15 protein-coding genes are annotated in these 13248 nt (G+C 34.7%); 4 read left to right on the forward strand and 11 right to left on the reverse strand.

Annotated features, from left to right (window positions below; genetic code table 11):
• Window positions 1–246: 246 nt before the first annotated feature.
• The 11 genes from IV513_RS01590 to tilS all read right to left on the reverse strand — a co-directional run bounded on the left by IV513_RS01590 (window position 247) and on the right by tilS (window position 10047).
• Window positions 247–2319 (reverse strand): thioredoxin family protein, encoded by a 2073-nt coding sequence (locus IV513_RS01590; RefSeq protein ID WP_209388770.1) that lies wholly within the window; start codon window positions 2317–2319, stop codon window positions 247–249.
• A gap of 51 nt (window positions 2320–2370) precedes the next feature.
• Complete coding sequence (locus IV513_RS01595; RefSeq protein ID WP_209388771.1) at window positions 2371–3423, reverse strand: D-alanine--D-alanine ligase; 1053 nt, start codon at window positions 3421–3423, stop codon at window positions 2371–2373.
• Entirely contained in the window at window positions 3398–4108 is a 711-nt protein-coding gene (locus tag IV513_RS01600; protein WP_209388772.1) for an NRDE family protein, read from the reverse strand. Before IV513_RS01600 ends, IV513_RS01595 begins: the two co-directional genes overlap by 26 nt.
• Window positions 4109–4618 carry a DinB family protein gene (locus IV513_RS01605; protein WP_209388773.1) on the reverse strand — a complete coding sequence of 170 codons (510 nt, stop codon included), beginning with the start codon at window positions 4616–4618 and terminating at the stop codon, window positions 4109–4111.
• Window positions 4615–4980, reverse strand: a complete 366-nt coding sequence (locus IV513_RS01610; RefSeq protein ID WP_209388774.1) for a DoxX family protein — start codon at window positions 4978–4980, stop codon at window positions 4615–4617. Before IV513_RS01610 ends, IV513_RS01605 begins: the two co-directional genes overlap by 4 nt.
• A gap of 97 nt (window positions 4981–5077) precedes the next feature.
• Entirely contained in the window at window positions 5078–5506 is a 429-nt protein-coding gene (locus tag IV513_RS01615) for a DM13 domain-containing protein (protein ID WP_169321995.1), read from the reverse strand.
• A gap of 45 nt (window positions 5507–5551) precedes the next feature.
• Window positions 5552–6466, reverse strand: coding sequence for a hypothetical protein (locus IV513_RS01620; protein ID WP_209388775.1), 915 nt, complete (start codon window positions 6464–6466; stop codon window positions 5552–5554).
• Between the two features lie 27 nt (window positions 6467–6493).
• A complete protein-coding gene (locus IV513_RS01625) occupies window positions 6494–6943 on the reverse strand; it encodes a YHS domain-containing (seleno)protein (RefSeq protein ID WP_209388776.1) in 450 nt (149 codons plus the stop codon).
• Between the two features lie 168 nt (window positions 6944–7111).
• Window positions 7112–8074, reverse strand: coding sequence for a redoxin domain-containing protein (locus IV513_RS01630; RefSeq protein ID WP_209388777.1), 963 nt, complete (start codon window positions 8072–8074; stop codon window positions 7112–7114).
• A 99-nt stretch (window positions 8075–8173) separates the two neighbouring features.
• The gene (locus tag IV513_RS01635; protein ID WP_209388778.1) at window positions 8174–8728 is read right to left on the reverse strand and encodes an RNA polymerase sigma factor; all 555 of its coding nucleotides are present in this window, start codon (window positions 8726–8728) and stop codon (window positions 8174–8176) included.
• A complete protein-coding gene (gene tilS, locus IV513_RS01640; protein ID WP_209388849.1) occupies window positions 8725–10047 on the reverse strand; it encodes a tRNA lysidine(34) synthetase TilS in 1323 nt (440 codons plus the stop codon). Before tilS ends, IV513_RS01635 begins: the two co-directional genes overlap by 4 nt.
• A gap of 86 nt (window positions 10048–10133) precedes the next feature.
• Between tilS and IV513_RS01645 the strand changes: the two genes are divergently transcribed.
• From IV513_RS01645 to IV513_RS01660, 4 genes are all read left to right on the forward strand, one after another.
• Window positions 10134–10967, forward strand: coding sequence for an OmpA family protein (locus tag IV513_RS01645; protein WP_209388779.1), 834 nt, complete (start codon window positions 10134–10136; stop codon window positions 10965–10967).
• A gap of 303 nt (window positions 10968–11270) precedes the next feature.
• Window positions 11271–11918 (forward strand): O-methyltransferase, encoded by a 648-nt coding sequence (locus IV513_RS01650; RefSeq protein WP_209388780.1) that lies wholly within the window; start codon window positions 11271–11273, stop codon window positions 11916–11918.
• Between the two features lie 73 nt (window positions 11919–11991).
• Window positions 11992–12708: a C40 family peptidase gene (locus IV513_RS01655; protein WP_209388781.1), complete on the forward strand. Its 717-nt coding sequence runs from the start codon at window positions 11992–11994 to the stop codon at window positions 12706–12708.
• Between the two features lie 7 nt (window positions 12709–12715).
• Complete coding sequence (locus IV513_RS01660; RefSeq protein WP_209388782.1) at window positions 12716–13183, forward strand: DUF1648 domain-containing protein; 468 nt, start codon at window positions 12716–12718, stop codon at window positions 13181–13183.
• The last annotated feature ends 65 nt before the right edge of the window (window positions 13184–13248 follow it).

Here is a 13248-nt window from a genome sequence, read left to right on the forward strand (position 1 = left end):
AAAAAAAGTTTATTGAAACAAAGTTCAATAAACTTTCTATATCATCAGTAACAATCAGTAGTACAAAGAATTTTACCAACTATTTTTGACTAATAAACCTAATATTAAATATAAAGCTACAGATATCTGTAGCTTTTTTAATTCCTTTAAATGATAGAATCGAGGCTCAATATTACATTTTATCAATAAAAAAACAACCAAGACATTTTTTTCTTCGTTGTTTTTAGAATATTATAAATTAATAAACTATTTATTCTTCTTGAAGTAATTAACTCCGCATTCCAGGAATTTTTTAAATTTTTCCTTTTCCATATAACCGGAAACAGGATCGTTAATTACTTTTCCATCCGGAGTAATCAGAACATAGTGTGGCTGAGAATTATTATTGAAATTTGCCGTTTGAAACAAACTCCATCGGTCGCCAATTGTTTTTACTTTTTTTACCTGCCCATCACCCAAATCAATTTTCGTTTTCTGATCTTCCGGAAGTTCTTCCTTATCATCCACATACAATGAAGCTAAAACAACATCGTTTTGAAGAATGGGAAGGATGTCAGGTTCGGACCATACGAATTCTTCCATTTTACGGCAGTTTTCACAACCATAACCTGTGAAATCAATAAGAATAGGTTTGTTTTCTTTTTTTGCCAGTTCAATAGCATTAAAGAAATCATGTTCAGGTTTCATACCAAGTATGCCGTCCTTTTCATCATAAAAATAACTAACATTAATTGGAGGTAAAATTCCGCTCAGCAATTGTAATTTAGGTCTTTCGGAAGGGATAAGTCCCTGAACTAAATAAACAACAAAGCCTAGTCCTAAAACCCCTATAATTTTTCTTGTTACAGATATTTTTGGCTTCTTATCATCGTGAGGAAATCTGATAAGTCCGAAAAGATAAACAACCAAACCAATAGCAACAATAATCCAGATTGCAATAAACAGTTCGCGTTTAATGAGAAATGTTTTAGAAACAAGATCGGCTTTGGATAAGAATTTTAAAGCTAAAGCCAATTCAACAAAACCTAAAACAACTTTTACAGTATTCATCCAGCCTCCAGATTTTGGAAGACTCTGCAAAGCTTGCGGAAATAAAGCCAACAATCCGAAAACAATTGCCCACGCCAGTCCGAAACCGGCCAAAGCAAAAGTAAGCAGCATCGGTACATTTGCAGAACCGGTAATAGCACTACCTAATAAACTTCCTAGGATTGGTCCTGTACAAGAGAAGGATACAATAACTAAAGTTAATGCCATGAAGAAAATCCCGATCATTCCGCCCGCTTCTTCAGCTTTAGAAGATTTGTTGGCAATAGAACTTGGAAGAGTAATATCATAATATCCGAAAAAGCTTCCAGCAAAAAATATAAAGATGATGAAGAATGCAATATTCAGCCATACATTAGTAGAAATTTCATTGAAAACATTTCCAGCAATTCCGTCAATTAAATGGAAAGGTAAACTCAGTAAAACGAAAATTAAAAGAATAAAGAAACCGTAGATTAAAGCATCTCTTTTTCCTTTCGCCGGATTTTTATTTCCTTTCGTAAAAAAAGAAACCGTAAGCGGAATCATTGGGAATACACATGGAGTAAGCAGCGCAATTAGTCCGCCGACGAAACCCAGTAATAGATAAGTCCAGTAATTTTCTGTAATTTTGGATGAGCCGGTTCCGCAATCCGTTAAAGGCTTTGCAATATCAATAGAAGCTATTTTTAACTGTTTAGGGTCTAGTTTTGATGTTTCGGTAACGGTAATTTCACCTTTCGAAGGGTTCTCGGCAACAGTTTCAGTCGTGGTTACAGAATCTTTAGCTTCTTCATTGGGTAGAGCTGCATCTTCTTTGGTCTCTTTTGAAATAATTTTTTGGTTGAATTCTAAAGTATTCGGTGCCAAACAAACTCGATCATCGCAGGTTTGATACGTAATTTCCGCAACTACATTTCCCGGTTTTGAAACATCCTTCAATTTGAATTTCTGCTTGAAAGCTGCCGAATTAGAATAATAAATGATTTTCCCATTGAAAGCTTCCGAAAATTCTTCGTGTTTTTTTCCTACTTCTTGAAATTTGCCAATCAGTTCGATGTTTTTTCCGGATACTTTATATTCTGTAGGAATACCTGTATCTTCAGGAATATCTCTGGAATAAATATGCCACCCACTTTCTAAAGTTGCATTCAGAACAGCTTCGTACTCGTTGTTGCCAAGTTCGTTAACGGTAAATTTAAATTTTACAGGATTTTTGATTTGTCCCGAAACTGCAAGGGTAATAAAAAAGAAAAGCAGCAACGGGATTTTATAAATCGAAGAGAATTTCATATTGTAATTTTATGTAAATACTTTACTACAAAAGTAACTGTTTTTTGCAGATTAATCAACCGAAGAAATCTTCCTCAGCCTTTTTTCTATGGCAAGATTGTTTTTCAGCGCAGAAAATCCCTCTTTGATATCCAGATAAGGAAATCCGGTTTCGTGGTTTTTTCTGCTGATTTCTGCCATTATTTTCCAGTGTCTGCTGATTTCTTTCCACGCAAAAAAAAGAGAATGTTTCGGGTCGTACATATGCGTTGGTTCGCTTTTAGCACCGTTTATTTCGATGATTTTTAAATTTTTTCCTTCTTTTAAAAGTTCCAGATTTTCAAACATGACATCCAGTCTTCCGAAATAAAAACCATTCACTTTGGTACAGATTTCATCTATTTTTTGTTCTAATTTTTCTGTAACTTCAGATGAAATATCAATAAATTTTGCGCCTCTCGTATGGCTTCCGAACGCGATCAGAATAATTTCCTCGTTTTCAGGAACTATTTTCTGCATTTCGCTTCCCATTTTCTGTTCTATGGCTTTGATCTGGAACGCACTTCTGGGATTTTCCATCACCAATTCTCGCAACGTTTTTCTGCCGTTTCCTTTTACGGAAAGAAATTCTTTTTTCACCATTCCTGTAATCTTTCCTTTTTTTTCGTCCGGAAAACGGTGGTAAAAAATCCCGACTTCATTCTGATAATTTATTTTTTCCTGAATTAAAAAATCACAATCATTATTTTTTTGATAATCTTCCAGTTCGTTTAAATTTTCAACCTGAACAACGCCCAAACCTTTCAATCCGATATTGGGTTTTACAATAACGGGGAAGTTGATGGTTTGTGATTTTAATTCAGATAAAATGTCCTGAAATGAAATTTCCGGGGATGCAAAAACTGTTTTCGGTATCCAGTTTTCGGGGATTAAATCGTAGATTTCTTTTTTGCTTTCCATTGCCATTCCTCCATATTTTATAGAAGGATTCGCACCGTGAAAGAACAAAAGCGTTCTTGCTTTATATGCACAGTACAGCCAAACCGGAAAAAGCGGCAGGTAAATGGAAAAAGTAGACCAGTATTCCCAATGTGCAATTTTATGAAGGCGATGTTTGAGTTTCATTTTTGAGGGAAATTTTTTCGGGTTTAGAATCTGGGTTCAGTCGGTCGTAATGTTTCAGTGTCGTTTCATCGGAAATAACGAGCTGTGTCGTACTGATGGTTTGTATCGTATTTTGTTTTTTGATGGTAATTCCGTTTTCCAGATCATCGGTTTTCTGATGGTGGAAATCTAAAATATCTGCTTCGGAAATCGGCTTGGTTTGCAGAAATTCTTTGAAAATTTCTCTTCTTTTTTCCTGTGCTTTTGCATCGTACAAAGTTGCGGAAGACCAGATGTACGGAAGATGAGCGTCTAATCTTTTAAAATGTTTTTCAGCTCCGTCCCAGCGAAATTCCGCCAATTGGTTTTCCTGAAAAATCACCAACGTAAAAGGTTCAATGTTTTCCAAATCAATTAATTCTATTGACTTGAAAATATCTTCTTCCGCTATCAGATCCAAAACAATCAGTCCACGGCTTTTTCGGTAATTTGTTTTTACCGGATGATTTTCAAAAGCACCGTTTAATAAAATAAGGGCATTTCCGTTTTCTGAAACCGCAAACCACGTTCCGTTTTTGGTAGCATCTTTCGGATAAAAAATACCTTTTTCACGATGAATTTCCTGTGCAGAACGATTCGGTTTCTCATCCCGGTTGGAAGTCAGAACAATTTTATTTTTAAGCGGAAAATACGTTACAGTACACATTTAGTTTAAATTTTGGGTTTCTCTGTATTGAATTGTTGAAGGGGCAATTCCGAAATTTTTGTTGAGTAAATGACTCATTTTAATTTCGTTAAAAGCTACTTTTATCAACGCCTGATGATGGATGCAATGCTCAATATTGTACAAAAGTTCCCGAAAGAAATTGGTCGGAATTTCCAAAGAAATAGTTCCCACCGTTTGATGCATTATCAAATTTTTGTTGGGCAAATTAATGCTGAAAAGTATTTCGGAAATAATTTCTATCGCTTTTTCAGGATTCTGTTCCAGTTCCGGATTTCTTTGTCTTTCGTCATAATTAATCTGATTCGTGTGGTAAGAATTCCGTAAAATTTCCAGAAACTCAATAATATGTCTTGTGTGACCGCCAATGGTAGAACCGTCCAGAGAAGGAATACTCTGAGTGTACATTTTTGCCGAAACTTTTCTCAGTAAATTCTGTTGCTCGGTAAGGATCTCGTGTAAGATCGCATAAACCGATTCGTCTTTATTCATACTTTACTTTTTTTAAATTTAAACAAAAGAATCACGCAGAAAACAAGAACGGTGAGCGCAAGGTAAAACAATTTTCCGCCATCGTTATTGGTATCGATTCCCAGAATGAAAATGTGTGAGGCAATTGCTCCAATCATCGTTACAAGTCCCATAACTGCTCCCCAAAAAGTGGTTTTAGGGTTCAGAATTAAAACTGCCGTGATGAGTTCCAATACTCCTGAAAAAATCCTTCCGAAAGGTTCTGCGTGGAGTTGAGAAAAAATGGCGACAGAATCCGGATGAGCCGTAAATTTGAAGAATAAAGTCTGCAGTAAAATTAGGGCGGGAATTAATCGTAATGCCCAATTGATATAGTTTTTCATATGTATATTTTATTGTTTTTAAAGGTCATATGTTATCGCTACATCTTCATCGGTGTTTGCTTCCAAATTCGTTAATGGCGATTTCATATTTGTAATGTTATTTTTTCTCCAGTAAAGCGTAAGAAAACAGATGATTGTATTGTTGACAATGAACGACTGCGTATTTGTACTCATCGAAGTTTACGGAACCCGTAAAAGTATAGGTTTGTCCGCCGTTCACAGATTTCAGCTTACCTAAAGAAACAAATTGCGATGGCTGCTGTTCCTTGCTTACATACACGTAAAGATCCGGACCGTTGCTGATGGTGAAGTTTTCATTTAAAACCAATGTGAAGACTCCGTTTTTTTCATAGATTTCAGCTTTTCCGTTAACGTTATTTCCGTAAGGTCCCTGCATAAAATCTCCGGAATATTTTAAGACCGAATTTTCAGGAGCCATTTCCATTAAATCTTCTGTTGCAGTGCTTTCTCTGACGCAGGAAACCAAGAGAAAGGACACGAAAATAAAGGTGATCATTGTTTTCATAATTTCTGATGTTTTTATTTGTTGTAAATTTTCTGATTAAAGAATTTAAAATTTAACTCTGTATTCTACATTGGCGATAAAGCTTCTCGTCAGTCCATCGGGTCTGGATGTTCTCACGACAAAAGGAACACCCACATTAAGCTGAAGTCCATTTCTCCGGTTGATTTCGTAATCCAGATAGACATTTCCGTTCAGCGTAAGTCCTTTCGAATTGTTAATTTCCAGTTCTACATTGTTTTGGTTGGTAAAACGATCATTTTTCAGGTGGTAAATCGGCAAAATACTTGGCGTAAGTCTTATTTTCGGATGAATCATTAAAGGATAAGAAACTCTCAGTAAAACATCGCCGCTTCTTTGGAATTTATTGGTGGATAAAAATCCTCTAAGCGCTGAACTTGCGGGATACTGTGATGCCAGATACTGATTCTCGTTCTGTGTTAGAGGCTGTTGAAGAGCTGCAACTAACTGAATTTTTTTGATTTCGTAACCCACTCCCACAATTAAATCCAGCGTTCCTAAACTGGACTGATAATCCATTGGCAACGGCAGATTGTTTTTGAAGTTTCCCGCGTCCGAAAGAGGAACTTTTGCACCTAAAGTAAACTTCAGGTTTTCGTTAGCTTTATAATTGGCATTCAGAAACAAATCCGAAAGTCCAAAAGTAGAAACATCATTGCCGTTTTGTGCCAAAGTAGTCAATTTTGCATCAAAGCCAAATCTGTCATTGATTTGTCTGTTGTATTCTACGTAATTTCCAAAAACAGAAATCGAGTTATCTGCTTTGCCGAAGAAAATTCCGGTTTTAATCTGATTATGGTAAGTTTTGATGCTGTCGTTGCTATTCGGCTGAAAACTGTTAACCGTACAGAATCCGGCATCACTGCATCCCTGTGCAACTAAATGATTGCTTTGCAAAAGCAGTAAAAATGCTGTTACCAGGAAAATTTTAAAGGTTTTCATATGTAGATATTTATTTTTTTGTGAGGATTAATTGGTCAGTTTTTTCCAGTTTTGGTCTGCACTTTTTTTCAGTTTTGCCTCGTTCTTGTTCCACGAAGTCAGGGTATTGTTGAAAAATTTATTGTAGAACAGGTGTGTTTTTCCGTCAATGATTTTAAAAGTTGTAGGATTGATTTCCACTTTTTCGCCATCATCTCCCATTGCAAAAGCGCACCAACCGCCGTAAACAGGTTCGTATTTTGCGGGATCTTTTTTCAGGAGTTCTTTATTTTTTTCCGAAGAAGTATAATAAATGGCTCCGTTTACATTGACCGCAAATTCTTTTTTCCCTTTTACCGCTTTTTTCTGTTCGATGTAGGAAACGGGATCATAACCCTGAATTGCCAGTTTGTTTTCTAAATTTCTATGTTCTGCTTTTTGGGAAAATGCCAAAAAAGGAAGCAGAAATACGAGAATGAGCGTGAATGTATTTTTCATAATTTTTTAATTAAAGTTGTTTAGATAAAATGTTTTAACCGCAAAAGAATCAAAAGTTTGTATCGGATTTTAGATTTTCAAAAGTTTTCAAAATATGCGTTTTTGCTTTCTTTTATGTTTCTTTTTATTAGTCATTTCTTTTGCCACTTTTGCGGTGAAAATTTTTAATTAAAGCTGTTTTACAATATCCTCCAGCGAAGCTCTTTCTTTGTAATCTGGATTGAAGTGTCTCCAGATTACTTTTTGATTTTCATCTAAAATATAGGTCGCAGAAACGGGCAGTCTTCCGGAATCATCGGAACGACTTTTCTTAAAATCGTCTCCCAATCGGTTTTCGTAGAAATCGAGCGTTTTTTTCTCGGGTGTGTACAGAACATCAAAAAGTTCTGCTATTCTGTAGTTTTCATCATATAAAACGGAATACGCGGTTTTTGTTTTGCTGATGGTTTTTGCGATAAACTCAGGTTTTTCGGGAGAAATGATGACCAGTCTTGTGTTTTTTGACTGTAATTCGGGAGCAAGATTTTGTATGCTTTCAACATATTTATTACAATACGGACACCATTGTCCACGAATGAAAACCACCACGGTTTTCTTTTTTTCCTGAGACAGAGAAAATGTTTTTTCAAACTGATCTTTTGCTGTAAAGTTGGGAATCGTTTCACCCACCATTTTGCCTTTTACGTCGTCTAATGTTGGTGTTTTTTTGTCCGGATTTCTCTTTTCCAAAACTGATTGTCCGACCGTCAGAAATTGTTTGGCGTTGTAATATCCGTAATCGTATTGCACCAATTCGCCGTTCTGGTCTAAGAAAAGAAAGGAAGGATAATTAACGATTTTGAATTTTTTTGCAAGTTCTGTCCCTTCTTTTTCGGCATCAATATAAAGGCTGATGAAATTTTTATTGAAAAATTCTCCCAATTCAGGATTCGGGAACGTATTCTTTTTCATCAGTTTACAGGGACCACACCAAGTGGTGTACAGATCGATGAAGATGAGTTTGTTTTCCTGTTGTGCCAGTTTTTTGGCTTCTTCTAAATTTTTAGTCTGAAATTGAATTCCGGTTTTGCTTTGTGCATTGAACGAAATGGCAACTAAGAAAAAGAACGTATAAATTATTTTGGTGAACATAAGATAAAGTATTTACTATGAAGTTCCCAAAAACAGAAAAAATCACCCGGCGAAAAGGTGATTTTTTAATTATTTTATTTAAAGTGTTGATAATCAGTTTTAAAAATTATCATCTTTTTTTATTTTTCGGATTTGTTCCACACATTTATGCTTTTGATTTTGCGCATTGTGCTTGGTGGAATACTTGTATTTTTCCTGTATTTCTTCCATATTTTTATTCTTCATAAAAATATCGTGGATTAGGGTTTGGCAATGAGAAGAAATTTTATTGATGTAATCATTAAGTTTATCATAATAATCCCTTTCATTTTCTATCGCCTGATTGATCTCTTCTTTATTTTCAAAATAATAGCTTTCGTGCATTTCCACAAAAAAGTTTCGGTTGCGCAATTTTTTCAGCCAAAGGTTTTTGGAAATTCCGGTAACGTAGTTCGCAAGACAAGTGTAGGCTTTGAAATCGTCATCATATAATTTTTCGTACAGAATAATTAAAGCGTCCTGAAAAACATCTTCTGCATCTTCAGAATTTCCTTTGTTGGAAAGAACAAATTTTCTGGTGTAGCCGAAATATTTCCGGTACAGAATACCAAAGGCAACATTGTTGTCCTTCTGGAAATCTTCTATTGCTAAAGTGTTTGTTGTTCTTTTGTTCATTTAATCTTCAGAACTTTCTCTGTGTTTTTCGTTGCCATACATCTTCGGTCCTGCCTGAAAGGAATAATTCCCAAAACCGAATCTTCACCGTCGGTAAGGAGCCAGATTTCCTGCCTTGCTAAAATAGATATTTTTTCGTCCCTAAAAAACTTAGAAACTTTCTTTTTCCCCGAAAATCCTGCCGGAAAAAATTCGTCACCGTCTTTCTGCCTTCTTAAACGCAGTGGGAAACAAAGTTTTTCTGCATCAAATTCCCAGTTCAAACGGTTATTGATTTGCTCAATTTCAATGATATTTTCGAGATTAACGGTAATCTGGTTTTCAGAAAAGTCAAAATTTTCCATCAGAAGAATTTCAGCATCACTGCGCTTTTCAAACTTCCATTTTCCATCTTCCGTCTTTTTGCTTAAAATCAATTCATCATAATTGACGATCAGCAGATAATCTTTTGAGAAAAAAGAACTTCCGTTTTCAGCTTTAAAAATTTTTGGAATTTCTTCTTCCTGATTAAAACCATACTTTTTAAGGATCTCAAATTTCACAAAATCACTTTCTTCATTCAGCTTATCTTTGGATAAAACTGTATATTCTCTGTTACAAACCGAAATCCTGTTTTCTATTTCCTGAATCTGCTGCTGAACAAAATCTTTGGTCTGATTTAAATAAGAAGAGCTTTTTTTGAAATTTTCCAGAAAATGATCGTTGGTTTCCATAAGTTTCGGAACAATTTCGTTTCTAATTTTATTTCTTAAATAATCATTTTTCTTATTAGACAGATCTTCACGGTATTCAACATTATTTTTTTCTGCGAATTCGTAGATTTCTTTTTTTGTGAAATTTAAAAGAGGTCTTAAAATGTGATTGTCGTTTGCCGGAATTCCGCTCAATCCGCTAATTCCGGCTGCTTTTGAAAGATTGATGATGAAAGTTTCCAGTTGATCGTTCAGATGATGCGCGGTGACTAAAAATTCCAGATTTTCTTCTCTTTGAACATTTCTGAAAAATTCATAGCGCAGTTCTCTTGCCCAAAGCTGAATAGAATGTTCCGGTTTCTGGTCTTTTTCTGAAACTTTGTATAAATGAAATTTAATATGGTTTCTCTCACAAAAATCCGCCACCGTTTTCTGATCCAGATCCGAATCTTCTCCACGAAGTTTATAATTGATGTGGGCAATCTGAAAAAGAATGCCTAAGTCCTTAAAACAGTGTGCTAAAACCATAGAATCTGCACCTCCGCTCACCGCAAGAAGATAGGTTTCTTTCTCAGGTTTTTTTATGAGTTTCAGAAGCTGATTTTGGAACAATAATTGTGTAAGCATAGAGCTTAGGATTTCTTTTAAGCAAAGATAACTCATATTATTAAAATGAATTTTGTTACCTTTGAAACGTTTAAAAAAGTTTATTTATGAAGATTTTTAAAATTTTAGCGGCTTCGGCAGTGGTGTTGGGAATGACATCTTGTGTAAGTAAAAAACAGTATGACGCACTTAGCGGAAATTACAAACAGTGTATTGAAAATATCGGCGAAAGGCAAAGAGAAATTCAGGATTTGAAATCTCAGAATTCGGCTTTGGCAAGTGAAAATAATCTATTGAAGAGTCAGCATGATGCTTTGAAATCATCTTTAGATGCTTGTCTTTCTAATACAGGAAAAAGTTCTGCTAATATTGATAAGTTGGTTGGAGAAATTAATGCTTCAAACTCATATATTAAGCAGCTTATCTCTGCAAATGCTAAGAACGACAGCTTGAATCTGGCACTTTCTAACAAACTGAAAAGATCTTTGGATAATGTTACAGATCAGGATGTTCAGGTAAAAGTTCTTAAAGGAGTGGTGATGATTTCATTATCAGACAAAATGCTTTACAAAGTAGGAGATTACAACGTTTTGCCTGCAGCTCAGGAAGTTTTGGGTAAAGTGGCAAAAGTAATTAATGATTACGATAAATACTCAGTATTAATTGAAGGAAATACAGATAATTCGCCATTAAGTTCTGCAAATCTTCCTAGAGATAACTGGGATCTTTCTGCTTTGAGAGGTACCGCTGTTGCAAAAGTGCTTCAGACTCAGTTTGGAGTAGATCCGGCAAGAATTACTGCTGGTGGTCGTTCAGAATACAATCCTAAAGCAACGAACATGAGTGTTACAGGAAGAGCGGAAAACAGAAGAACAGAAATTATTATCATGCCTAAATTAGACGAGTTTATGAAACTTATGGATATTACTCCTAAGAAATAACTTTCATTTACATATCAATAAAAATCCTGGAATTTTTTCCGGGATTTTCTCTTTTCTCAATTAAAATAAATTAAAAAGATGTAACTGCTTTTCTGGATATTTTTGAATGTATTGAGGGCTTTAGATTTGATAAAAATTTCTTTTCATCATCGCAGGTGTGTTTCAATTTTCCATGAATGCAGCGTAACAAATGTAGATGGTTTTTATATATCGGGGCAATCCGTATTTTTACGGAATTTAATTGCATTTTTACCTAGTAGAAATATTCATAATTAATGTAAATTTGAAAAAGAAAATAAAATAATGAGCTTTTTTGAAGAAAAAAATCCAGAAATGGATCGCTATCTGGAGAACCACGCTTCTTCCGAGCCGGAAATTCTAAAAAAACTGAGAAGAGAAACTTTTCAGAAAACTACACAGCCACACATGATTTCCGGGTATCAACAGGGAAGACTATTAACCATTATTTCTAAGATGCTGAATCCTAAAAATGTGTTGGAAATAGGCACTTTTACAGGGTATGCAACGCTGTGTCTTGCTGAAGGATTAAAGGATAACGGTAAAATTACCACTTTAGATGTTAATGAAGATCTCGCCTATCTTCCAAGAAAATATTTCGGCGAAAGTAAATTTTCTGCTCAGATAGATTTCAAAATTCAGGATGCAAAAGAATTTCTAAGAAATACAGATGAGGTTTTTGATCTTGTTTTTATCGACGCCGATAAAGAGAATTATGCAGAGTATTTTAGATTGATAAAACCTAAAACGCAGTCGGGTTCAGTCATACTTTTTGATAATGTTCTGTGGTACGGAAAAGTGCTGGAAGAAAACCCTAAACAAAAATCTACCCAGATAATTAAAGAGCTTAATGATTTAATTGCAAAAGACGACGATTTTGAAAATCTTATTTTACCTTTGCGAGATGGAGTAAATTTCCTCAGAAGAAAGTAAAAACAATGAAAAGATTACCGTATTTCTAGTTTTTTTAATCTTCAAAACCATTCAATCTTTTAATAAAATACTAATGAATAAAGGAGTTTGTATTGTTACCGTTGCACCTGTGCGTGCAGAAAATTCGGACAAAGCAGAAATTGTTACCGAAATTTTATATGGTGAAAGTGCAGATATTTTAGAAGTGAATAAAAACTGGACTAAAATAAAAATGCATTACGACGGTTATGAAGGTTGGATGGATACCAAACAGATTAAACCGGTTTCTGATGAATATCTCATCAATAGAAAAACTACCATTATTACAGAAGATTTTGCGTCTATTATGACGAACGACGGGAAAACACTTCTTTCCATGGGTTCGGAAGTAGAATATCCTGCCGTAGCTTCGCGCAGAAGCCATGATTTGAGACAAAGCATAAGTTTAACAGCCAAAGAATTTCTTAATATTCCTTATTTATGGGGAGGCAAAAGTTTTTTTGCGGTGGACTGCTCTGGTTTTGTTCAGTTGGTGTATAAAATTCATAACATTAAATTGCCAAGAGATACGTATCAACAAGCTGAAGTAGGGGAGGTGTTGAGTTTTGTGGAAGAAAGTCAGCCTGGAGATTTAGCATTTTTCGAAAATTCAGATGGGAAAATTATTCATGTCGGAATTATGCTGGAAAATCAAAAAATTATTCACGCATCCGGAAAAGTAAGGATTGATACGCTTGATTCCAGCGGTATTTTTAATCAGGAAATGAACAAACATACACACAAGCTTCGGGTTATTAAAAACGTTCTTTAAAACTTTTATGGGAGTCATTTTTTTTTATCTTTTTGATTTTTTGAATCTGCTTATAGTTTTGCTTTTGTGGGTTTACACCATCAGAATGTATAAAAAACTTCCTGAGAAAATCCCTACTCATTTCGATTTTGAAGGAAAGCCCGATCAGTTTGGTAAAAAAGGATTTGCGTTCTTTTTACCGGTTTTATCGGTGGTTTTTTACATTACCTTCATTGTCATTACTCAAAATCCTGAGAATGGTAATTTCCCGATTCAATTAACGGAAGCCAATCATGAAATTCAGTTTTTTATCATGGTTCTTATGTTGAAATGGCTTTTGTTTTTGGTTGTATTGATGTTTTTGAATATTCAGGATTATATGCTGAGATATAGTTTGGATTCTCAAGCGAAAGCAAAAGTTCATATTCTGTTATTTTTACCGTTTATATTTGTAAGTATAATGTCTGCAATCATCTTTTCTTATATCTACAAATAATTTATTTAATTGGTAGAAATGAGCATTAATCTAATAGTAAAACAGCAATATTTTGTTTGAAAATC

Origin of the sequence: Chryseobacterium sp. RR2-3-20 (genome assembly GCF_017808115.1) — a bacterium.
Lineage (GTDB): Bacteria > Bacteroidota > Bacteroidia > Flavobacteriales > Weeksellaceae > Chryseobacterium > Chryseobacterium oryzae.

Bases quoted from the DNA above. Each gene is read 5' to 3' on its own strand.
- IV513_RS01630 (WP_209388777.1), bottom strand. From the start codon at position 8,074: ATGTTCACCAAAATAATTTATACGTTCTTTTTCTTAGTTGCCATTTCG.
- IV513_RS01655 (WP_209388781.1), top strand. From the start codon at position 11,992: ATGAATAAAGGAGTTTGTATTGTTACCGTTGCACCTGTGCGTGCAGAA.
- IV513_RS01635 (WP_209388778.1), bottom strand. From the start codon at position 8,728: ATGAACAAAAGAACAACAAACACTTTAGCAATAGAAGATTTCCAGAAG.
- tilS (WP_209388849.1), bottom strand. From the start codon at position 10,047: ATGCTTACACAATTATTGTTCCAAAATCAGCTTCTGAAACTCATAAAA.
- IV513_RS01595 (WP_209388771.1), bottom strand. From the start codon at position 3,423: ATGAAACTCAAACATCGCCTTCATAAAATTGCACATTGGGAATACTGG.
- IV513_RS01660 (WP_209388782.1), top strand. From the start codon at position 12,716: ATGGGAGTCATTTTTTTTTATCTTTTTGATTTTTTGAATCTGCTTATA.
- IV513_RS01645 (WP_209388779.1), top strand. From the start codon at position 10,134: ATGAAGATTTTTAAAATTTTAGCGGCTTCGGCAGTGGTGTTGGGAATG.
- IV513_RS01590 (WP_209388770.1), bottom strand. From the start codon at position 2,319: ATGAAATTCTCTTCGATTTATAAAATCCCGTTGCTGCTTTTCTTTTTT.
- IV513_RS01625 (WP_209388776.1), bottom strand. From the start codon at position 6,943: ATGAAAAATACATTCACGCTCATTCTCGTATTTCTGCTTCCTTTTTTG.
- IV513_RS01610 (WP_209388774.1), bottom strand. From the start codon at position 4,980: ATGAAAAACTATATCAATTGGGCATTACGATTAATTCCCGCCCTAATT.
- IV513_RS01650 (WP_209388780.1), top strand. From the start codon at position 11,271: ATGAGCTTTTTTGAAGAAAAAAATCCAGAAATGGATCGCTATCTGGAG.
- IV513_RS01600 (WP_209388772.1), bottom strand. From the start codon at position 4,108: ATGTGTACTGTAACGTATTTTCCGCTTAAAAATAAAATTGTTCTGACT.
- IV513_RS01615 (WP_169321995.1), bottom strand. From the start codon at position 5,506: ATGAAAACAATGATCACCTTTATTTTCGTGTCCTTTCTCTTGGTTTCC.
- IV513_RS01605 (WP_209388773.1), bottom strand. From the start codon at position 4,618: ATGAATAAAGACGAATCGGTTTATGCGATCTTACACGAGATCCTTACC.
- IV513_RS01620 (WP_209388775.1), bottom strand. From the start codon at position 6,466: ATGAAAACCTTTAAAATTTTCCTGGTAACAGCATTTTTACTGCTTTTG.